At 67.9% G+C, this 19,155-nt stretch carries 15 protein-coding genes; 5 read left to right on the top strand and 10 right to left on the bottom strand.

Going from position 1 to position 19,155, the window contains the following annotated elements; genetic code table 11:
- Nucleotides 1–67 precede the first annotated feature (67 nt).
- Nucleotides 68–1,318, top strand: coding sequence for a Zn-dependent hydrolase (locus QSG27_RS00420; protein ID WP_306703139.1), 1,251 nt, complete (start codon nt 68–70; stop codon nt 1,316–1,318).
- 24 nt (nt 1,319–1,342) lie between these two features.
- On the opposite strand, the gene QSG27_RS00415 is transcribed toward QSG27_RS00420, so the two are convergent.
- Nucleotides 1,343–2,266, bottom strand: a complete 924-nt coding sequence (locus tag QSG27_RS00415) for a LysR family transcriptional regulator (protein WP_306703137.1) — start codon at nt 2,264–2,266, stop codon at nt 1,343–1,345.
- Nucleotides 2,267–2,377: 111 nt separating this feature from the next.
- Between QSG27_RS00415 and QSG27_RS00410 the strand changes: the two genes are divergently transcribed.
- Both QSG27_RS00410 and QSG27_RS00405 read left to right on the top strand, forming a co-directional pair.
- A complete protein-coding gene (locus QSG27_RS00410; RefSeq protein WP_306703136.1) occupies nt 2,378–3,739 on the top strand; it encodes an aspartate aminotransferase family protein in 1,362 nt (453 codons plus the stop codon).
- 29 nt (nt 3,740–3,768) lie between these two features.
- Complete coding sequence (locus QSG27_RS00405) at nt 3,769–5,268, top strand: CoA-acylating methylmalonate-semialdehyde dehydrogenase (protein ID WP_306703135.1); 1,500 nt, start codon at nt 3,769–3,771, stop codon at nt 5,266–5,268.
- A 105-nt stretch (nt 5,269–5,373) separates the two neighbouring features.
- Here QSG27_RS00405 and QSG27_RS00400 read toward each other — a convergent pair whose 3' ends face one another.
- Both QSG27_RS00400 and QSG27_RS00395 read right to left on the bottom strand, forming a co-directional pair.
- On the bottom strand, nt 5,374–6,132 hold the full coding sequence (locus QSG27_RS00400; RefSeq protein ID WP_306703133.1) for a GntR family transcriptional regulator: 759 nt from the start codon (nt 6,130–6,132) through the stop codon (nt 5,374–5,376).
- A 36-nt stretch (nt 6,133–6,168) separates the two neighbouring features.
- Nucleotides 6,169–6,855, bottom strand: a complete 687-nt coding sequence (locus QSG27_RS00395) for a CBS domain-containing protein (protein ID WP_306703131.1) — start codon at nt 6,853–6,855, stop codon at nt 6,169–6,171.
- Nucleotides 6,856–7,016: 161 nt separating this feature from the next.
- Between QSG27_RS00395 and QSG27_RS00390 the strand changes: the two genes are divergently transcribed.
- Entirely contained in the window at nt 7,017–7,205 is a 189-nt protein-coding gene (locus QSG27_RS00390; RefSeq protein ID WP_306703130.1) for a hypothetical protein, read from the top strand.
- Between the two features lie 7 nt (nt 7,206–7,212).
- Here QSG27_RS00390 and QSG27_RS00385 read toward each other — a convergent pair whose 3' ends face one another.
- From QSG27_RS00385 to QSG27_RS00370, 4 genes are all read right to left on the bottom strand, one after another.
- The gene (locus QSG27_RS00385; protein ID WP_306703128.1) at nt 7,213–7,917 is read right to left on the bottom strand and encodes a TerC family protein; all 705 of its coding nucleotides are present in this window, start codon (nt 7,915–7,917) and stop codon (nt 7,213–7,215) included.
- Between the two features lie 85 nt (nt 7,918–8,002).
- Entirely contained in the window at nt 8,003–9,493 is a 1,491-nt protein-coding gene (locus tag QSG27_RS00380) for a tripartite tricarboxylate transporter permease (protein WP_306703127.1), read from the bottom strand.
- A gap of 188 nt (nt 9,494–9,681) precedes the next feature.
- Nucleotides 9,682–10,188: a tripartite tricarboxylate transporter TctB family protein gene (locus QSG27_RS00375; RefSeq protein WP_306703126.1), complete on the bottom strand. Its 507-nt coding sequence runs from the start codon at nt 10,186–10,188 to the stop codon at nt 9,682–9,684.
- Nucleotides 10,189–10,287: 99 nt separating this feature from the next.
- Nucleotides 10,288–11,259: a Bug family tripartite tricarboxylate transporter substrate binding protein gene (locus QSG27_RS00370; RefSeq protein ID WP_306703125.1), complete on the bottom strand. Its 972-nt coding sequence runs from the start codon at nt 11,257–11,259 to the stop codon at nt 10,288–10,290.
- A 623-nt stretch (nt 11,260–11,882) separates the two neighbouring features.
- Between QSG27_RS00370 and QSG27_RS00365 the strand changes: the two genes are divergently transcribed.
- The gene (locus QSG27_RS00365) at nt 11,883–13,586 is read left to right on the top strand and encodes a right-handed parallel beta-helix repeat-containing protein (protein WP_407653163.1); all 1,704 of its coding nucleotides are present in this window, start codon (nt 11,883–11,885) and stop codon (nt 13,584–13,586) included.
- Between the two features lie 176 nt (nt 13,587–13,762).
- Here QSG27_RS00365 and QSG27_RS00360 read toward each other — a convergent pair whose 3' ends face one another.
- The 3 genes from QSG27_RS00360 to QSG27_RS00350 are packed head-to-tail and all read right to left on the bottom strand — an operon-like array spanning nt 13,763 to nt 19,151.
- The gene (locus QSG27_RS00360; RefSeq protein WP_306703123.1) at nt 13,763–16,912 is read right to left on the bottom strand and encodes an efflux RND transporter permease subunit; all 3,150 of its coding nucleotides are present in this window, start codon (nt 16,910–16,912) and stop codon (nt 13,763–13,765) included.
- On the bottom strand, nt 16,909–18,066 hold the full coding sequence (locus QSG27_RS00355) for an efflux RND transporter periplasmic adaptor subunit (RefSeq protein ID WP_306703122.1): 1,158 nt from the start codon (nt 18,064–18,066) through the stop codon (nt 16,909–16,911). The genes QSG27_RS00360 and QSG27_RS00355 overlap by 4 nt, the downstream gene beginning before the upstream one ends.
- The gene (locus QSG27_RS00350) at nt 18,063–19,151 is read right to left on the bottom strand and encodes an efflux RND transporter periplasmic adaptor subunit (protein ID WP_306703121.1); all 1,089 of its coding nucleotides are present in this window, start codon (nt 19,149–19,151) and stop codon (nt 18,063–18,065) included. The genes QSG27_RS00355 and QSG27_RS00350 overlap by 4 nt, the downstream gene beginning before the upstream one ends.
- Nucleotides 19,152–19,155: the final 4 nt, after the last annotated feature.

Genomic DNA, 19,155 nt, shown 5'->3' with positions numbered 1-19,155 from the left:
GGGATCTCACACGCGATTGCCATCGCCGATCTCCGTCTGAAACGCTCCCAAGGGACGAACCGACATCATGGACAGCCTACCGCCGAACCTGACGATCAACGGCTCCCGCCTGTGGCAGAGCCTGATGGACATGGCGACGATCGGCGCGACGCCGAAGGGCGGCGTCTGCCGCCTCGCCCTGACCGACCTGGACAAGGAAGGCCGCGACCTGTTCGTGCGCTGGTGCGAGGAGGCCGGCTGCACCGTCACCGTCGACCGGATCGGCAACATCTTCGCCCGCCGTCCGGGCCGCGATCCCGACCTGCCGCCGGTGCTGATGGGCAGCCATCTCGACACCCAGCCGACCGGCGGGCGGTTCGACGGCGTGTACGGCGTGCTCGCCGGCCTTGAGGTCATCCGCAGCCTGAACGACCTGAATTACGAGACCGACGCGCCGGTCGAGGTCGCCGTCTGGACCAACGAGGAGGGCACCCGCTTCGCCCCGTCCATGGTCGCGTCCGGCGTCTTCGCCGGGGAATTCGATCTGGAATACGGCCTGTCGCGCGCCGACATGGACGGCAGGACCGTGGGCGAGGAGCTTGCCCGCATCGGCTACGCCGGCGACGCCCCCGTCGGCAACCGTCCGCTGACCGCCTATTTCGAGGCCCACATCGAGCAGGGACCGATCCTGGAGGCCGAGGGCAAGACCATCGGCGTGGTCACCGACGCCCAGGGCCAGCGCTGGTACGAGATCACCCTGACCGGGCAGGAGGCCCACGCCGGCCCCACCCCGATGGCGCGCCGCAAGGACGCCCTGGTCGGTGCCGCCCGCGTGGTCGAGGCGGTGAACCGCATCGGCTTCACGCACCAGCCCGGCGCCTGCGCCACGGTGGGGCTGATGCAGATCCACCCGAACTCGCGCAACGTCATTCCGGGGCGCGTCTTCTTCACGGTGGACTTCCGCCATCCCGACGACGCCGTTCTGGCGCGGATGGATGCCGAACTGCGGGCCGAGGTGGCGCGCATCGCGGCGGAGACGATGCTGGACGCGGAGATGGAGCAGATCTTCTACTACGCCCCGGTCCGCTTCGAGGAGTCCTGCGTCGCCGCGGTCCGCAAGGGCGTGGAGCGCACCGGCCATTCCTGGCGCGACATGGTGTCGGGCGCGGGGCACGACGCCTGCTACGTCGCCCGCGTGGCGCCGACGGCGATGGTGTTCATCCCCTGCGTGGACGGCATCAGCCACAACGAGGTGGAGGACGCCACCCCGGAATGGTGCGCCGCCGGCTGCGAGGTGCTGCTGCTCGCCGTGCTGGAGAAGGCGGTGAGGAAGGGGTGAGGGTTAGGGAGGGGGCAAGCGGCTTCACCCCTCCACCCCCGTCCGCCTCAACAATTCGAGAAACCGCTCCAGCACCAGATTCGGCTGGGCGCCCTTCTTGGTGACCGCCTGGAACGCCTGGGCGTAGCGGAAGCGGTCGGGCAGCAGGGCGCGCATCGCCCCGCGCTCCACCCATTGCCGCGCGTAATGCGTCGGCAGGAACCCGACGTAGCAGCCGGTCAGGATCAGGAAGGCCACGCCCTCGCGGTCGGTCGCGGTGGCGGTGGTGGTCAGCGCCTGCTGCACCCCCGCCGCCTCCGGCACCTGCTGCGCTTCGGTCGGGGCCACCGCGTCGGCGGTTTCCACGGCCTCGTCGGACACCCCGTCCCGGTCGAACAGCGGGTGGCCGCGCCCGCAATAGAGGCGTGATTCCTCCTGGTACAGCGGGTAGCGGTCCAGGCCGGGCAGGGCGCGCCGCGCCGGCACCACGCCGACATGCAGCCGCCCGTCCAGCACGCCGCGTTCGATCTCGTTGGGCGGGATCATGCGGATGTTCACCCGCACCTCCGGCCCCTGCTGCTTCAGGCCGCGCAGGGCGTCGGTCACGCGCATCTTCGGCATCGTGACAAGGTTGTCGGTGATGCCGATGTTCAATTCCCCGCGCAGCCGCCCGTGAGCGGCGTTGATCTCGCTGCGGAAGCTCTCCAGCCCGGCGAACAGGCGCAGCGCCGCCTCGTAGGCCAGCCGCCCCTCGTCGGTCAGCAGGAATCCTGCCCGCCCGCGCCGGCACAGGCGCAACCCCAGCCGCCGTTCCAGATCCGCCATGTGCAGGCTGATCGCGGCGCGGCTGATGTTCAGCTCCACCTCCGCCGCGGAAAAGCCGCCGCATTCCACCACCGTCTTGAAGACGCGCAGCAGGCGCAGGTCGGCGTCGTTGAGGCCGCTGAGGGGACGGGCTTGCTTGCTCATGGATAGGTAAGCGGGCGCTTGCGTAAAGTTTGAATGGTTTGGATTTAACCGCAACCAAGGCTCCGCGCACACTGTTTTCCGACGACGACCCCACTCAGCAGGAATTGCCCGATGCCGCCGCTGGACGAGAACCAGAAGACCGGAGCCGCCCCGACCGCCGGACTGACGCGCGAGGAGCTGGACGCCCACTGGATGCCCTTCACGGCGAACCGGGAGTTCAAGGGCAACCCGCGCCTGATCGCCCGCGCGGAAGGCGCCTGGTACTGGGACGCCGAGGGGCGGAAGATCTATGACAGCCTGTCCGGCCTGTGGTGCTGCGGCGCCGGGCACAGCCGCCGCGAAATCAGCGAGGCCGTCGCCCGCCAGATCGCCGAGCTGGACTACAGCCCGGCCTTCCAGTTCGGCCATCCCGCCGCCTTCAAGCTGGCGCACAAGCTGGCCTCCATGACGCCCGCCGGGCTGGACCATGTGTTCTTCGTCAATTCGGGGTCGGAGGCCACCGACACCTCGCTGAAGATGGCCCGTGCCTATTGGCGCCTGAAGGGCCAGCCGACGAAGACCAAGCTGATCGGGCGGTCCAAGGGCTATCACGGCGTCAATTTCGGCGGCATCAGCCTGGGCGGCATCGGCGGCAACCGCAAGCTGTTCGGCTCGGGCGTCGAGGCCGACCATCTGCCGCACACGCTGCTGCCGCAGAACGCCTTCACCAAGGGCCTGCCGGAGCAGGGCGCCGAACTGGCCGACGCGCTGGAGGAACTGGTCGCCCTGCACGACGCCTCCAACATCGCCGCGGTGATCGTGGAGCCGCTGGCCGGTTCGGCGGGTGTGCTGCCGCCGCCCAAGGGCTATCTGAAGCGGCTGCGCGAGCTGTGCGACAAGCACAACATCCTGCTGATCTTCGACGAGGTCATCACCGGCTTCGGGCGCATGGGCACCGCCTTCGGCGCCGACGCCTTCGGCGTGGTGCCCGACATCATGAACGTCGCCAAGGGCCTGACCAACGGCGCGGTGCCGATGGGCGCCGTGGTCGCCAGCCATGAGATCTACCAGACCTTCATGGACAACGGCGGCGCCGGCTACATGGTGGAGTTCCCGCACGGCTACACCTACTCCGCCCACCCCGTCGCCTGCGCCGCCGGCCTCGCCGCGCTGGATCTGTTCGAGCGGGAGAAGCTGGCCGAAAAGGCGGCGGATCTTGCCCCCCATTTCGAGACGGTGCTGCACGGGCTGAAGGGGCTGAAACACGTCACCGACATCCGCAACTACGGGCTTTGCGGTGCGGTGCAGATCGCGGCCCTGCCGGGCGAACCGGCGCGCCGCCCCTATGAGATCGCCATGCATTGCTGGAAGGCGGGCTACTACGTCCGCTTCGGCGGCGACACGCTGCAGTTCGGGCCGCATTTCATCAGCGAGCGCGAGGACCTCGACCGGCTGATGAACGTGGTCGCCGACGCCATCCAGGCCACCGCCTGAGCCACCGCCTGAGGACAATGGGAAACGCCATGACCCTTCTTCCCCACCTCATCGGCGGCAAGGCCGACGCCCCCGCCGGGACCCGCAGCGCCGACATCGTGAACCCCGCCACCGGCGAGACCGTGGGCCGCGTGCCCCTGGCCGGCCGCGCCACCGTGGAGGAGGCCATCGCCGCCGCCGAAGCCGCCTTCCCGGCGTGGCGGGCGACGCCGCCGGCCCGGCGGGCGCGGGTGATGTTCCGCTTCCGGCAATTGCTGGAGGACAACGCCGACCGCATCTGCGAGGCGATCACGCGGGAGCACGGCAAGACGCTGGAGGATGCGCGCGGCGAGCTGACCCGCGGCATCGAGAACGTCGAATACGCCTGCGGCATCGCCGACCTGCTGAAGGGCGAGCATTCCAAGAATGTCGGGCCGGGCATCGACAGCTGGTCGGAGTTCCAGCCGCTGGGCGTCGTGGCGGGGATCACGCCCTTCAACTTCCCGGCGATGGTCCCGCTGTGGATGTTCCCGGTCGCCGTGGCCTGCGGCAACAGCTTCATCCTGAAGCCGTCGGAGCGCGACCCGAGCGCCTCCCTGCTCGTCGCGCAGCTCGCGCAGGAGGCGGGGCTGCCGCCGGGCGTGCTGAACGTCGTCCACGGCGACAAGGAGGCGGTGGACACGCTGCTGACCGACCCGCGCGTCCAGGCGGTCAGCTTCGTCGGCTCCACCCCGGTCGCGGAGTATGTCTACGCCACCGGCACGGCGCATGGAAAGCGGGTGCAGGCGCTGGGCGGGGCCAAGAACCACGCCATCGTGATGCCCGACGCCGACCTGGACAACGCGGTCAGCGCGATCATGGGCGCGGCCTACGGCTCCTGCGGGGAGCGCTGCATGGCGATCTCCGTGGTCGTCGCGGTGGGCGGGGAGACCGCCGACCGCGTGGTGGCGAAGCTGGCGGAGCAGGTCCGCGCCCTGACGGTGGGGGCGGGGACCGGTGCCGGCTGTGACATGGGTCCGCTGGTCACCCGCGCCCATTTCGAGAAGGTGAAGGGGTATGTGGACCAGGGCGTCGCCGAAGGGGCGGAACTGGTGGTCGATGGCCGCGGGCTGGTGGTGCCGGGGCACGAGGGCGGCTTCTTCCTGGGCGGTTGCCTGTTCGACCGGGTGACCCCGGACATGACCGTCTACCGGGAGGAGATCTTCGGCCCGGTCCTCTGCGTCGTGCGCGTGGCGACGATGCAGGAGGGCATGGACCTGATCGACGCCCACGAGTACGGCAACGGCACCTGCCTGTTCACCCGCGACGGCGAGGCCGCGCGCTACTTCACCGACGCGATCAAGGTCGGCATGGTCGGGGTGAACGTTCCGCTTCCGGTGCCGGTGTCCTACCACAGCTTCGGGGGCTGGAAGCGGTCGCTGTTCGGCGATCTGGCGGCCTACGGGCCGGACGGCGTGCGCTTCTACACCCGGCGCAAGACCATCACCCAGCGCTGGCCGGCGGGCGGCGTGCGCGAAGGGGCGCAGTTCTCCTTCCCGTCGATGAAGTGAGGTTTGGCGGGTCGTCGCGTTGGGCCCCCACCCTGCCCCTCCCCACTTCGCGGGGCAGGGGCAGGGTGGGGGCCCGGCGCGAGGGCTTCGGGTGCCCAACCAAGCCTACATCAGCGGCAGACCGTCCTTGAACGCGGCCTTCACGTCGGCCCCCCGGACATCGGCCAGCCGCAGCCAGTCGAGGAAGTCGCCGTGCCGCTCCACATGGGCGGCCAGCCCCAGCGTGTGTTCGCGGGCCAGGCGCTCGGCCAGCTCGCCGTCGCGCCGCTCCAGCGCCCGGATGATGTCGCGGTGCTCGTGCATCGACTGTTCGGCCCGGTTGTCCTGCCGGATCGACAGCTTGCGGATCGCCCGCATGTGGATGAACAGGTTGTCGGTCAGGGTCTCCAGGATCCGCGCCCGGCTGAGGCGGATGATCGCCTTGTGGAACTCGATGTTGGCGTCGGAATATTCCTGAATGTTGTCGGAGGGGGCCTGCTCCTCGAAGCTGCGGAAGATGTCCCACAGCGTGCCGATGTCCTCCGCGGTGGCGCGTTCGGCGGCGAGGCGGGTCGCCATGCTTTCCAGCGCCGCCCAGGCGATGATCATCTCGATGATCTCGGCCTTGGTCTTGCGGACGACGAAGATTCCCCGCCGCGGCTCCAGCCGCACCAGCCCTTCCTGCTCCAGCAGGGTCAGGGCCTCGCGGATCGGGGTGCGGCTGACGCCCAGCAGGCCGCTGAGCTGGCGTTCGTCCAGCCGGACGTCGCCGGGGTGGTCGTAGATGTCCATCTGGATGATGGCCTGCTTCAGTCTTCGGTAGACCTGGTTGCGGAAGGTGGCTCCGGCGTCCAGGGGTTGGACGGACAGTTCGGGTGGCGGCATCGGGCTGCTCCTTCGATGGGGCGCATGGCCGGGGGATCACCCGACGAAGCGGTTCCGGTTCAGATGCTCCTCCACGCGCTTCACGCCGCGCACGCCGCCCGCCGCGGTGCACAGGGCGCGGCGCTGCTCCTCGCTGTCCACCATGCCCCAGAGCTGCACCACCCCGTCGTTGACGACGATGTTGAGCTGGTTGAGATCCACCCAGGGCTGGTTGCCCAGCTCCTCCAGCAGGGCGGCGCGGATGGCCGCGTCGCCGGGCGTGCCGAAGGTCGTGGCGCTCCGCCGGTTGCCGAGCAGCCCGTGCAGCAGGTTGGCCCGGCTGATGATGCCGACCGGGCGCCCGTCCACCAGCACGGGGGTGCGTTTGATGCGTTTGTCCTCCATCAGGTCGGCGATCTCCGCGATCGGCGTGACGGGGGTGACGGCGTGGACCGGGCGCGACATGACGTCGCGGGCGCAGCGCCCGTGCGTCTTCAGGAAGTCCGCCGCCTGCACGTTGCGGCCCACCAGCATCTCCAGCCAGCGGGCGCGCGGGCGGTCGGTGCCGGTCTCCACCCGGCGCAGAAGATCCCCCTCGCTGATGATCCCGACCGCGCGGCCATCCTGGTCCACGACCGGCAAGCCGCTGATCCGATGCGTTAAAAGAAGTTCTGCGATGTCCGGCACGGGGGTGTCCAGCGCCACCGTGATGACCGGCGATGTCATGACATCCTTGGCTTGCATCTCGACGTTCCTCCCTGAACTGGCGGTGCGGAGCCTGTGTCCGGCTCCTGCTGCGTATCTGGTATACGAAATTCTATGTTTCTTATCCCTTGCCCTCCGGCGGGCTTTGGGTCAAATGTGCTGCATCGCAGCATAAGCTTGGTCAGCGCCTGGAGCCCCGCATGTTGGAAAGCCTTGCCTTCGTCTTCGCCCTGGCCGGGCTGGCCGCCGTGGTGACGGAGATCCTGCGGAACGATCCGGGACTGATCTCTGAAATCACCACCGACGTGCGCGCCATGGCCCTGCCGGGCCGGTTCCGGGCGGTCCGGGGCGGCCGCTGCCGCGAGCCCCGCCGCCCGTCCTCCTGCTGATTCCCCGTCAGGCCGGGTCGGTCTCCGCCACGGCGCGGCGGCGGTTGATGCTGCGGGCCATCAGGAAGCCGGCCGTCATCACCCCCAGCGCCGCGACGAAGGGCGCCGTTCCGGTCAGCACCGGCAGGCTCTCGACGACGTGGGAATGGATGCTCGGGTCGGTGAGGATCACCTCCGCCGCGATGTAGCCGAGCAGCCCGGCGCCCGCATAGACCAGGGCCGGAAGCCGTTCGATGGCCTTCAGGATCAGGGTGCTGCCGAACACGATCAGCGGGATGCTGATGGCCAGCCCCAGGACCAGCAGGACCGTGTTGCCGTGCGACGCGGCGGCGATGGCGATGACGTTGTCCAGGCTCATCACCGCGTCGGCGATCACGATGGTGCGGACCACCCCCCACAGCCCGGCGGCGGTGCCGGCGTGGGCCGCCTGCTCCTCCTCCTCGGTGGGGAGCATCAGCTTGATGGCGATCCAGAACAGCAGCACCCCGCCGACGATCTTCAGGTAGGGGATGGCCAGCAGAGAGGCGATGACGACGGCGAACAGCACGCGCAGCCCGATGGCGGCACCCGTGCCGAGGAAGATGCCGATCTTCTGCTGCTTCGGCGGCAGCGAGCGGCAGGCGAGCGCGATGACCAGCGCGTTGTCGCCGCTCAGCAGGATGTCGATCCAGATGATCTGGAGCAGAGCGATCATGAAATCGGACGTGTCCATCGTCCCGAACCCCCCGGTGTGAGGAGAAGAAGGCCCCTCCGCCGTCCGGTCCCGTCCCGGACCGCGGCGGAGGGAGTGGGTGGAGCTACTTCACGGGGATGGCGTGGGTGCCGCCGTCCTGCCGGGATTGGCGCTTGCGCAGCAGGGTGGAGATCAGCGGCCAGAACAGCATGGCCAGCGCCAGCGTGACGATGCCGCCGACCAGCGGGTTGGACCAGAAGATCGCCAGATCGCCCTGCGACACCAGCATGGCCTGCCGGAAGGAGCTTTCCGCCATGTCGCCCAGCACCAGCGCCAGAACCAGCGGGGCCAGCGGGTAGGACAGCTTCTTGAAGACGTAGCCGACGACGCCGAACACCAGCATCATCACGATGTCGAGGAAGGCGTTGTGCACCGTGTAGGCGCCGACGGCGCAGATCACCACGATGACCGGCGCGATGATGCTGAAGGGGATGCGCAGGATCGAGGCGAAGACCGGAACCGTGGTCAGCACCACGATCAGCCCGGCGATGTTGCCCAGATACATGCTGGCGATCAGGCCCCAGACGAACTCCTTCTGCTCCACGAACAGCAGCGGGCCGGGCTGGAGCCCCCAGATCAGCAGGCCGCCCAGCAGCACCGCCGCGGTGGGCGAGCCGGGGATGCCCAGAGTCAGCATGGGCAGCAGCGCGCTGGTGCCGGCGGCGTGGGCTGCGGTTTCCGGAGCGACCACGCCCTCCACCTCGCCGTTGCCGAAATTCTGGCGGTTGCGGGAGAAGCGCTTGGCGAGGCCGTAGCTCATGAAGGAGGCCGGGGTGGCGCCGCCGGGCGTGATGCCCATCCAGCAGCCGACGATGGAACCGCGGATGGCGGTCACCCAGTAGCGGGGCAGGCTCTTCCAGGTTTCCCATACGACCTTGGCGTTGATCTTGGCGCTCTTGCCCTTGAAGGCGAGCCCCTCCTCCATGGTCAGCAGGATCTCGCCGATGCCGAACAGGCCGATGACGGCGATCAGGAAGTCGAAGCCGCGCAGCAGCTCGACCGAGCCGAAGGTCATGCGCAGCTCGCCGGTCACGCTGTCCAGACCGACCGCCGCCAGCGCGAAGCCCAGCATCATGGCGCTCAGCACCTTGAAGGGGGATTCGCTGCCCATGCCGACGAAACTGCAGAAGGTCAGAAGCTGGACCGCGAAGAACTCCGCCGGGCCGAAGCGCAGCGCGAAGCCGGCGATCACCGGGGCCAGGAAGGTGATGAGCAGGACCGCCACGAACGCCCCGAAGAAGGACGAGGTGAAGGCCGCCGTCAGCGCCTCGCCCGCGTGGCCCTTCTGTGCCATGGGATGCCCGTCGAAGGTGGTCGCTACCGACCATGGCTCGCCGGGTATGTTGAACAGGACCGAGGTGATGGCCCCGCCGAACAGCGCCCCCCAATAGATGCAGGAGAGCATGATGATGGCGGATGTCGGCGACATGCTGAAGGTCAGGGGCAGCAGGATCGCCACCCCGTTCGCCCCGCCCAGCCCCGGCAGCACGCCGATCAGGACGCCCAGCGTGATGCCGATGAACATGTAGGCGATGTTCATGGGATCGGCGAGCACGCCGAATCCGTGTATGAGTGACCCGAGCGCTTCCAAGTTTCCCTCCCTTTCCGGCATCCGCGCCCGTTTTGGGTTTGCAAGGCGGGGTTCGTCCCCGCCGCATGGGCTGGTTCGTCGCGGATGCCTGCCGCTGCTTCGGTGTGTGCGGCCGTTCCCGTGGCCGCCCCGGCTTCAGACTTTGAAAATCCTCAGAACCCGAACATCGCTTCCACCGGTCCCTTGGGAAGCGGAACCAGGAACCAGATTTCAAACATCACGAAGAGGACCGCGGGCACCAGGATGGCGACCGGCAGGATCGTCCGGACGGGGTATTTGCCGACCCAGTGCATGAAGAAGGCGATGAACAGCACCGCCGACAGGTAGATGCCCAGAAAGCCGGTCAGGATCACGAAGACCACGCTGGGGACCAGCACCTGGAGAACCAGCCCGAGCTGCTGCTTCTCGACGAAGGCAGTGCGTTCGCCGCTGTGGCGCAGGATGTTGACGGCCAGCGTGGCCAGACTGCTGACCAGCATGATCAGGCCGACATAGAAGGGGAAATAGCCGGCCTTCGGCCCGTCGGCCCCCCAGCCGTTGCCGACGCGGATGCTGTCCGCCATCACGACCAGCGCCACCAGGGCGAACAATCCGGCGACGACGATTTCCATGGTCCGGTTCGACACGACCGGATCGTTGTTCTGCGTTCCATGCTCCATGGCTCACTCCCACAGGAAAACCGCCCACAGAAGAACCCGAGGGTGGGGGAGGGCGCCCGGGGCGCGATGCCCCGGGGGCCGCGCTTCAGACGAGAGGGGCTATTGTTTGGTGAAGCCCGCCTTGTCCATCAGGGTCTTGTGCTGGGTTTCCGCTGCGGCGAGCCAGGTCTTGAACTCGTCGCCGGTCTTGAAGCTGACGTTGAAGGCTCCCTTCGCCATGAAGTCCTTCCACTCGTCCGTCTCGCGGACCTTCTTGAAGAGGTCCACGTAATAGGCGATCTGGTCCGGCGTGACGCCCGGCCCCATGAAGATGCCGCGCAGCATGGTGTATTCCACGTCCAGCCCGGATTCCTTGCAGGTCGGGATGCTGTTCCACGATTTGCCGTCGGCCACCGGCTCCTTCAGGGGGATGCGCTCCTTGTCGAAGACGCAGAGCGGGCGAAGCGCGCCGGCCCGCCATTGCGACACCGCCTCGATGGGGTTGTTGACGCTGGAATTGATGTGGTTGCCGACGAGCTGGGCCGCCACGTCGCCGCCGCCCTTGTAGGGGACATAGGTGAAGGTGACGCCCGCCGACTGCTCGATGGCGGCGGTGATGATCTGGTCCTCCTGCTTGGAACCGGTGCCGCCCATCTTGAAGCGGTTGGCGCCGCCTTCCTTGGCGGCTTCGACGAACTCCTTGGCGGACTTCTGCGGGGCTTCGGTGTTGACCCACAGGACGAAGTTGTCCAGCGCCAGCATCGCCACCGGAGTCATGTCCTTCCAGGAGAAGGGAACGCCGGTCGCCAGAGGCGTGGTGAACAGGTTGGACAGGGTGATGATGATCTTGTGCGGGTTGCGGTTCGACGACTTGACGTCGAGAAAGCCTTCCGCCCCCGCGCCGCCCGACTTGTTGATGACGACGATGGGCTGGGCCATCAGATTGTTCTTCTGAATGATGCCCTGGATCATCCGCGCCATCTGGTCGGCGCCGCCGCCGGTTCCCGCCGGGACGACGAATTCGACCGACTTGGTCGGTTCCCAGGCGTTCGCCGCGTTGGGGAGCAGCAGGAGGCCGAGCGCGCCGGCCAACGCCGTTCCGCCGGCGATGCTTCCTCTGTGGGGCCTTCTTCCGTGGGTCTTTTTAAAAGTGAAGGAGTCAAAAGGGGTCTTCCGCGCGCAGCGCGGGCGCTGTACGTCCTTCATGCCTCATTCCTTCCCTTTTGGGTGGCCGGGCTTCCGTCGGCGCGGCTCATCATTTTTGGATTTTCTGGCGAGACGGATTGTTTGTTCAGCAAACTGTCCGTGTGGCGTATGGTATGTGGCATCCCAGCTTTCTTCAACAGGAATGTCACAAGACGACCGGGCCTGTTCATTGGCTGCGGCGCGTCATTCCATCGGAATTCGCGGCTAAATTCTTGTGATTCGCAGCAATTTCAAGAAATTGCCGATCGGGTTACCTCTTTTGCGTTAGCCCTGAAATGTTGTGGGCGGCCCCGTTCGTCATAGGAATTTCTGTGACGGATTTGGCGCACTTCAAAAACTAATTATCCTAAAATCGAACCATTTAAGGCCACACGGGGCTGGCTAGGCTCCGGTCCTGTCGAAAACGATTGAACGCACTGCAAGCGGGACGGCGCGATCCGCGCACATTCCCGCCCACCGCCACAAACGTGGCGCTGTAAAAAAGGAAAGAGTGAAAGACCATGGAACATATGGCTATTGAGCTTGATCATCAGAACCACGCCGACACGACCGGTTTTGTCAGCGATTCTGGTGCCGATCCGTTTCAGGCTGTTGTCGACAGCATCACCCCGGTGACCGCCGACAGCGCCGCGACGCCTGCCTCAATTCTCCAGCTCCAGGCACTCCAGACCACCGCGCAGCCTTTGGCGCTGGCCGACGCCACCGCCACCGCGGCCACCGCGGCCAAGATCGTCGTGAACGCCGCCGGCAGCGCCGCGGGCGGCGTGTCGCCCCATTTCAAGGTGCTGGTGGACGGCGCCGTGGTCGGCGAAGGCACCGCGGGCGGCGATGCCAAGGACTTCTCCTTCGACGCCAGCGTGACCGCCGATCAGGCGCACAAGATTCAGATCCAGTATGACAACGACGGCGCCGTCGATGGGCAGGACCGCAACCTGACCGTCAACGCCGTCACCATCAACGGCCACAAGGTCGCCCCGACCGACGCCGCCGCCGCCTACGACAAGGGCGCGCTTGACGGCAAGGACGTCGTTCCGGGGCAGGCGAACCTGTGGTGGAACGGCACGCTGGCGGTCAGCGCCCCGAAGGAATTCTTCACGGCCACGTCCGCCGCGGCTCCGGCGGCCCCCTCGGCGCCGGCCTCCGGCACCTCGGACTATCCGTCCGCCCCGGCCTCGCAGATCTACTATGTGGACGCGACGAACGGCAACGACGGCAACTCCGGCCATGACCCGAGCCAGGCTTGGAAGTCGCTGGACAAGGTCAACTCCACGACCTTCGCCGCCGGCTCGCAGATCCTGTTCGAGCGTGGCGAGACCTGGCACGACAGCCTGCTGGCCTCCACCTCCGGCACCTCCGACAAGCCGGTCATCTACGGCGCCTACGGCACCGGCGCCAACCCGGTGATCGAGGCCGCCAGCGGCTCCAGCTACACGGTCAGCCTGAACAACAAGGACAACATCACCTTCGACAGCCTGACCATGAAGGGGTCCGGCGACACCGGCCTGCTGCTGAACGGCGGGGCCGACAACGTGAAGGTCACCAACTCCCAGATCCTGGACAGCCAGGGTTCCGGCATCGTGATCAGCGGCACCTCGCACGGGCTGCGGATCGACCATTCCACGATCGACGGCAACGGCGGCTACGGCATCGTCCACTACTCCGCCGACAACGCCGACCAGTACATCACCAACAGCGTCATCAGCGACAACGGCTGGAAGACCGACGCCGTCTATTCGGGTTGGAACGGGCGTATCCTGAGCGGCGAGATCGCCGGCAACACGATCTTCAACAACGGCAGCGGCGGCGGCGACGGCCGGTCGCACGGGCTGTACCACGACCACAGCCAGGCCAACAGCACCCTGAAGATCCACGGCAACACGATCTACGACAACCCGCGCGGCGCCGGCATCCTGGCCAAGTCGAGCACCGAGATCTACGACAACACGATCTACGGCAACGCCAACGTCGGCATCTCGGTCGGCCAGAACCAGGGTACCAGCGTGACCTACAAGATCTACGGCAACGAGATCTTCAACAACAACGGCGGCATCATGGAGCACCTGAAGGGCGCCGGGTCGATCACGCTGGACGTGCACGACAACGTTTTCAACAACAACAACGGCCGTTCGGCGATCTCCATCGCCGACAGCGTCACCCAGAACGTCGTCAACAACACCATCTCCTCGGCCAACAAGGCCAACCCGACCGCGTAACGACGTTGACGTTCCCTCTCCCGTCCCGGGAGAGGGAAGGGGCCCGCGCGAAGCGTGGGAAGGGTGAGGGTACTGCCGGGAATCAACCGCCTTGATCCCCGCGCGCCCCTCACCCGCCCGCTTTCGCGGGCACCCTCTCCCGGGGCGGGAGAGGGCTTTTTTGGCCGTTTCGCCGTTTATGCCCCGTGGGCCGCTCCCTCCGTGGGGGCCGGATCGCGTGGGGGGCGGGTCCCGTCCGGGCGCCGCCGCGGTGCTTCCCCGGTCTCGGCGGCCACCGGTTCCCGGATGCGGAACCACGCGACGTAAAGCGCCGGCAGGAACAGCAGCGTCAGCAACGTCGCCACGATCAGGCCACCGATGATCGCGTAGGCCATGGGTCCCCAGAACACCTCGGGAGCGATCGGGATCATGCCCAGACTGGCCGCGGCGGCCGTCAGCAGGATCGGGCGCACCCGGTGCATGGTGGCGTTGATCACGGCGTCCCAGGGATGCTCGCCCGCCGCCAGATGTTCGTCGATCTGGGCGATCAGGATGACCGAGTTGCGCACGATCATCCCGATCAGCGCGACCACGCCCAGGATGGCGACGAAGCCCAGCGGCGTGCCGGTCGGCACCAGCGCCGCCACCACCCCGATCAGGCCGAGCGGGGCGACGGACATGACCAGAAGCAGCTTCTGGAAGCTTTGAAGCTGGATCATCAGCACGGTCAGCATGACGAAGACCATGACCGGGAAGACCGCGGTGATCGACGCCATGCCCTTGGCGCTGTTCTCCACGGTGCCGCCGACCTCGATCAGGTACCCCGGCGGCAGGCTGCGCCGCAACTCGTCCACCGCGGGGGCAAGCTGCTGCACCACCGTCGCGGCCTGGAGCGGCGGCACCAGATCGGCCTGCACGGTGATCGTCGGCAGGCGGGAGCGCCGCCAGACCAGCGGCTGTTCCAGATCGTAGCGCAGGGTCGCCAGTTCCCGGAGCGGCACGGTGCGCCCGTCCGGGATGGCGACCTGGAGGTTGCGCAGCGTCTCGATGGAGCTGCGCTCCGCGTTCGTCGCCTGGGCCACCACGTCGATCAGATAGATGCTGTCGCGCACCTGGGTGATGGCCGCCCCCGACACGGTGGCGTTCAGCGCCTCCTCCAGCGATTTGGAGCTGACGCCGAGCAGGCGGGCCTTGTCCTGATCGACATTCACCCGCACCACCTTCGACGGCTCGTTCCAGTCGTAGTTGGTCAGCAGCGTGTAGGGGTTGGTGCCGATGGTCTCGGCCATGCGGGCGGCGATGGCGCGCACCTCGCCCACGTCGGGGCCGGACACCCGGTACTGGATCGGCCAGCCGACCGGCGGCCCCATCTCCAGCGGGCTGACGCGGCTGTTCAGGTCCGAGAAATTCTCGTTCAGCACCTTCTCCAGCCGCGCCCGCACGGCCTCGCGCACGTCGTAGCCCTTGGTCACCACCACCGCCTGCGCGAAGTAGTCGTTGGCGAGCTGCACGTCGAGCGGCAGGTAGAAGCGGATCGCCCCCTGGCCGACGTAGAAGCTCCAGCGCTCGACCTCCGGGTCGGCGGCCAGCACCTTTTCCAGCCGGTCCACCACCCCCTCCGTCGCGCGGATGGAGGCGGTCTGCGGCAGCGTGAGGTTGACGAGAAGCTCCGGACGGTCGGAGGCGGGGAAGAACTGCTGCTGCACAAACTTCATGCCGAAGACCGACAGGGCGAACAGCGCCACCGTCGCCGCGATCACCAGCCAGCGCGCCCGCATGGCCCAGCGCAGCGTGCCGCGGAACATCCGCATCAGCCGCCCCGGTTCGTGCCCGTGCCCGCCATGCCCTTCTTGTTTGGCCTTGTTCTGGCGCAGCACGTTGACGCCGATCAGCGGGGCGAACAGCACCGCCACGATCCAGGAGAACAGCAGCGCCATCGCCACCACGGCGAACAGCGAGAAGCAGTATTCCGCCGCGCCGCCCTGGGCGAAGCCGATGGGGATGAAGCCCGCCACCGTCACCAGCGTGCCGGTCAGCATGGGAAAGGCGGTGGAGGTGTAGGCGAAGGTCGCCGCCTTATCCAGCGTGAAGCCCTCCTCCAGCTTGGTGATCATCATCTCCACGGTGATCATCGCGTCGTCCACCAGCAGGCCCAGCGCGATGATGAGGGCGCCCAGCGAGATGCGCTGAAGCTCGATGCCGAAGAACTCCATCCCCATGAAGGTCATCGCCAGCACCAGCGGGATGGAGGTCGCCACCACCATGCCCGCGCGCAGCCCCAGGCTGACGAAGCTGACGGCCAGGACGATGACGACCGCCTCCTTCAGCGCCTTGGTGAAGCCGGCGATGGAATCCTCGACCACCACGGACTGGTTGGCGACGAGGTGGGTGTTGATCCCGATGGGAAGGTTGGCCTCGACCTGCCGCATCTTCTCGCGGATGCCCTCGCCGAAGGCCAGGATGTTGCCGCCGGCGGCCATGGAGATGGTGATGCCGATGGCCGGTTCGCCGTTGTAGCGGAACATCGGCGTCGGCGGGTCGGCGTAGCCGCGCCGCACCTGCGCCACGTCGGCCAGCCGGTAGAAACGGTCGTTGGCGCGCAGGCTGATGGCGCGCAGGCTGTCCTCCGACGCGAAGGCGCCGCTGACGCGCACCGTCACCTTCTCGTCGCCGGCCTGGACCACGCCCGCGGGGGCCACCGCGTTCTGCGCCTGGAGGTCGGCGATGACCTGATCGCGGTCGATCCCCATGGCGGCGAGCTGGCGCGTGGAGAAATCCAGATAGATCTTCTCGTTCTGGACGCCGACGAACTGCACCTTGCCGACGTTGGGAACGCGCATCAGCTCCGCCCGCGCGGTTTCCGCATAGTCCTTCAGTTCGCGGTAGCTGAAGCCGTCCGCCGTGAAGGCGAAGATGGTGCCGAAGGTGTCGCCGAACTCGTCGTTGAAGAAGGGACCCTGTGTGCCCGCCGGCAGGGTCTGCTTCATGTCGGCGATCTTTTTGCGGGTCTGGTACCACAGGTCGGGCACGTCCTTGGCGGGCGTGTAGTCCTTCAGGTTGACGTAGACGACCGAGATTCCGGGCTTGGTGTAGCTCTTCACGTAGTCGAGGTAGGGAAGCTCCTCCAGCTTCTTCTCGATGGGGTCGGTCACCAGATTCATGGTGTCGTCGATGGTCGCGCCGGGCCAGTTGGTCTGGACCACCATGGTCTTGATGGTGAAGGCGGGGTCCTCCTCCCGCCCCAGGCGGACGTAGGACAGGGCGCCCGCCAGCGTCAGCGAGATCATCAGGTACCAGACGAAGGACCGGTGCCGCAGCGCCCATTCGGAGAGATTGAAGCCGGTCATTGTGCCGCCGCCGTTTCGATGGTCTGGGGAAGCCGGACGCGCTGGCCGTCCGACAGGCTGTGCACGCCCGCCGTCACCACGATGTCGCCCTGGGACAGTCCTTCGGTCACGATGACGGAGCCATCCGGGACGGGACCATCCGGAACGGTGCCGCGGACCGTCACGGGCCGGCGCCGGACGGTGCGGTCCTTGGGATCGACGGTCCAGACCGCCGTCCGTTTCACCCCGTCCTGTCCCGTCATGGTCAGCAGCGCCGTTTCCGGCACCTCGACCACCGGGGCGGGCGGCTGCTTCAGGCGCCCGGTCACGGTGGCGCCGAGCCGCAGCGCGTCGGGCGGGTCGTTCAGGGCGATGCGCACCGTGTGGGTGCGGGTGACCGGATCGGCCTGGGGCGACACCTCCCGCACATGGCCGGTCGCCACGACGTCGGGCGCGCCGGCCAGCGCGACCTCGATCACCGGGTCGCGCGGCGCGGCGCGGATGCCGGTTTCGGGAATGTTGAAAACGGCCTCGCGCTCCTGCGGCTGGGCGACGCGCACGACCATGCTGCCGGCCTCCACCACCTGCCCCGGCTCCGCGCCGGTGGCGGTGACCACCCCGTCGCGGTCGGCGAGCAGTTCCGTGTAGCCCACGCGGTCGCGCGCCGACTGGAGCGCCGCCTCCGCCGCCACGCGCTTGGCGTCGGCGGTGCGCAGCTCCAGCAGCGCCGCGTCGTACAGCGCCTGGGAGGTGTTGCCGTTGGCGAGAAGCTCCTTCTTGCGGGCCTCCTCGTTGCGGGCCTGCACCAGATCGGCGCGGGCGGAGGCCAGCGTGGCTTCGGCGGAGCGCAGCGCGTTGCGCTGGTCCTGGTCGTCCAGCCGGGCCAGCCGGTCGCCGGCCTTCACGCGGTCGCCCACATCGACCTTGCGTTCGATCAGCTTGCCGGCGATGCGGAAGCCCAGATCGGCGTCGGCCCGTGCCTCGATGGTGCCGGTGACGCTGTTGCCCATCCGGAAGCTCATCGGCTCGACGGTCATCGCCCGCACCGGGCGGACCGCCGGGGGGGCGGTTTCGGAGGTGGCCTGATGCCCGGTCTCCTTGCAGCCGGCAAGCGTCGTGGCGAGGAGGGCAAGAAGAAGGGCACCATGGACCGGTCTTAAGGACCCATGCGTCATGCGCCGCCCCCTTTCACGGCCACGGTCTGGCCGGGCCGCAGTTTCTGGATGCCGCCGATCACCACCATCTCCCCGTCCTTCAGGCCGCTTTCCAGCGTGACGGTGCCGGTGTCGTATTGCAGGACGGAGACCGGGCGCAGGCTGACCGTGTCCGCCGGGCGGGCGACCACCCAGACCGCCGGCTGGCCCTTGTCGGTCTGGAACAGGGCGGAGGAGGGCAGGTCGATCACCGGGCGCGCCGGCAGCTTGGCCCGTCCGCTCACCGCCGCCCCCAGCAGGAACGCCTTGGGGGCGTCGGGCAGGGAAACCTTGACGGTGTAGGTCCGGGTGACCGGATCGACGCCGGGAGAAACCTCCCGGATCGTGCCCTCGGTCTGGATCGACGGGTCGCTGACCAGCCGCACGTCCACCTTGGGCAATTCCGACCGGCCTTCCAACTGGATGGCGGTTCCGGGAACCTGGAAGACGGCCTCCCGCTCGCCCGGATCGGCCAGCCGCAGGACCATCTGGCCGGCGGCGACGACCTGGCCGGGCTCCGCCGCCTTGGCGGTGATGACGCCGTCGCGGTCGGCCCGCAACTCCGTGTAGGACAGCGTGTCCTTGGCGGAGGCGAGGTTCGCCTGGGCGGAGTTCAGCTCCGCCTGGGCCTGGGCGTAGCGTTTCTGGGCGTTGTCGTACTGCACGCGGGTGGTGAAGCCCTGGGCGAGGAGGGTGCGCTGGCGCTCCTCCTGCGTGCGGCTCTGTTCGACGAAGGCTTGCGCTGCCGCCACGTCGGATTGCGCCGACTGGACGGCGTTCTGCTGGTCCTGGCTGTCCAGCCGGGCCAGAAGGTCCCCGGCGGACACCGCCTGCCCGACCTCGACCAGCCGTTCGGTCACCTTGCCGCCGACGCGGAAACCCAGGTTGCTCTCGTGCCGCGCCTGGACGGCGCCGGTCAGGGCGGCGGTGTGGTCCAGCGTGCTGACCTGCACGGCTATGGCGCGGACCGGGGTGGCCGACGCCGGCGGCGGCACCGGCTGCTCGCATCCCGCCAGAGCCAGGGCGGCGAGAAGGACCCCGGAAACTCGTGTCGTCGGCGTGGGCATGGCG

Source organism: Azospirillum isscasi (assembly GCF_030849505.1).
Classification (GTDB): Bacteria; Pseudomonadota; Alphaproteobacteria; order Azospirillales; family Azospirillaceae; genus Azospirillum; species Azospirillum isscasi.
Note: the sequence above shows the minus strand (reverse complement) of the source record. Positions and strands in the feature narration are given on the sequence as shown.

Bases quoted from the DNA above. Each gene is read 5' to 3' on its own strand.
- QSG27_RS00400 (WP_306703133.1), bottom strand. From the start codon at position 6,132: ATGCCGCCACCCGAACTGTCCGTCCAACCCCTGGACGCCGGAGCCACC.
- QSG27_RS00355 (WP_306703122.1), bottom strand. From the start codon at position 18,066: ATGACGCATGGGTCCTTAAGACCGGTCCATGGTGCCCTTCTTCTTGCC.
- QSG27_RS00395 (WP_306703131.1), bottom strand. From the start codon at position 6,855: ATGCAAGCCAAGGATGTCATGACATCGCCGGTCATCACGGTGGCGCTG.
- QSG27_RS00405 (WP_306703135.1), top strand. From the start codon at position 3,769: ATGACCCTTCTTCCCCACCTCATCGGCGGCAAGGCCGACGCCCCCGCC.
- QSG27_RS00385 (WP_306703128.1), bottom strand. From the start codon at position 7,917: ATGGACACGTCCGATTTCATGATCGCTCTGCTCCAGATCATCTGGATC.
- QSG27_RS00390 (WP_306703130.1), top strand. From the start codon at position 7,017: ATGTTGGAAAGCCTTGCCTTCGTCTTCGCCCTGGCCGGGCTGGCCGCC.
- QSG27_RS00375 (WP_306703126.1), bottom strand. From the start codon at position 10,188: ATGGAGCATGGAACGCAGAACAACGATCCGGTCGTGTCGAACCGGACC.
- QSG27_RS00350 (WP_306703121.1), bottom strand. From the start codon at position 19,151: ATGCCCACGCCGACGACACGAGTTTCCGGGGTCCTTCTCGCCGCCCTG.
- QSG27_RS00365 (WP_407653163.1), top strand. From the start codon at position 11,883: ATGGCTATTGAGCTTGATCATCAGAACCACGCCGACACGACCGGTTTT.
- QSG27_RS00360 (WP_306703123.1), bottom strand. From the start codon at position 16,912: ATGACCGGCTTCAATCTCTCCGAATGGGCGCTGCGGCACCGGTCCTTC.
- QSG27_RS00415 (WP_306703137.1), bottom strand. From the start codon at position 2,266: ATGAGCAAGCAAGCCCGTCCCCTCAGCGGCCTCAACGACGCCGACCTG.
- QSG27_RS00420 (WP_306703139.1), top strand. From the start codon at position 68: ATGGACAGCCTACCGCCGAACCTGACGATCAACGGCTCCCGCCTGTGG.
- QSG27_RS00410 (WP_306703136.1), top strand. From the start codon at position 2,378: ATGCCGCCGCTGGACGAGAACCAGAAGACCGGAGCCGCCCCGACCGCC.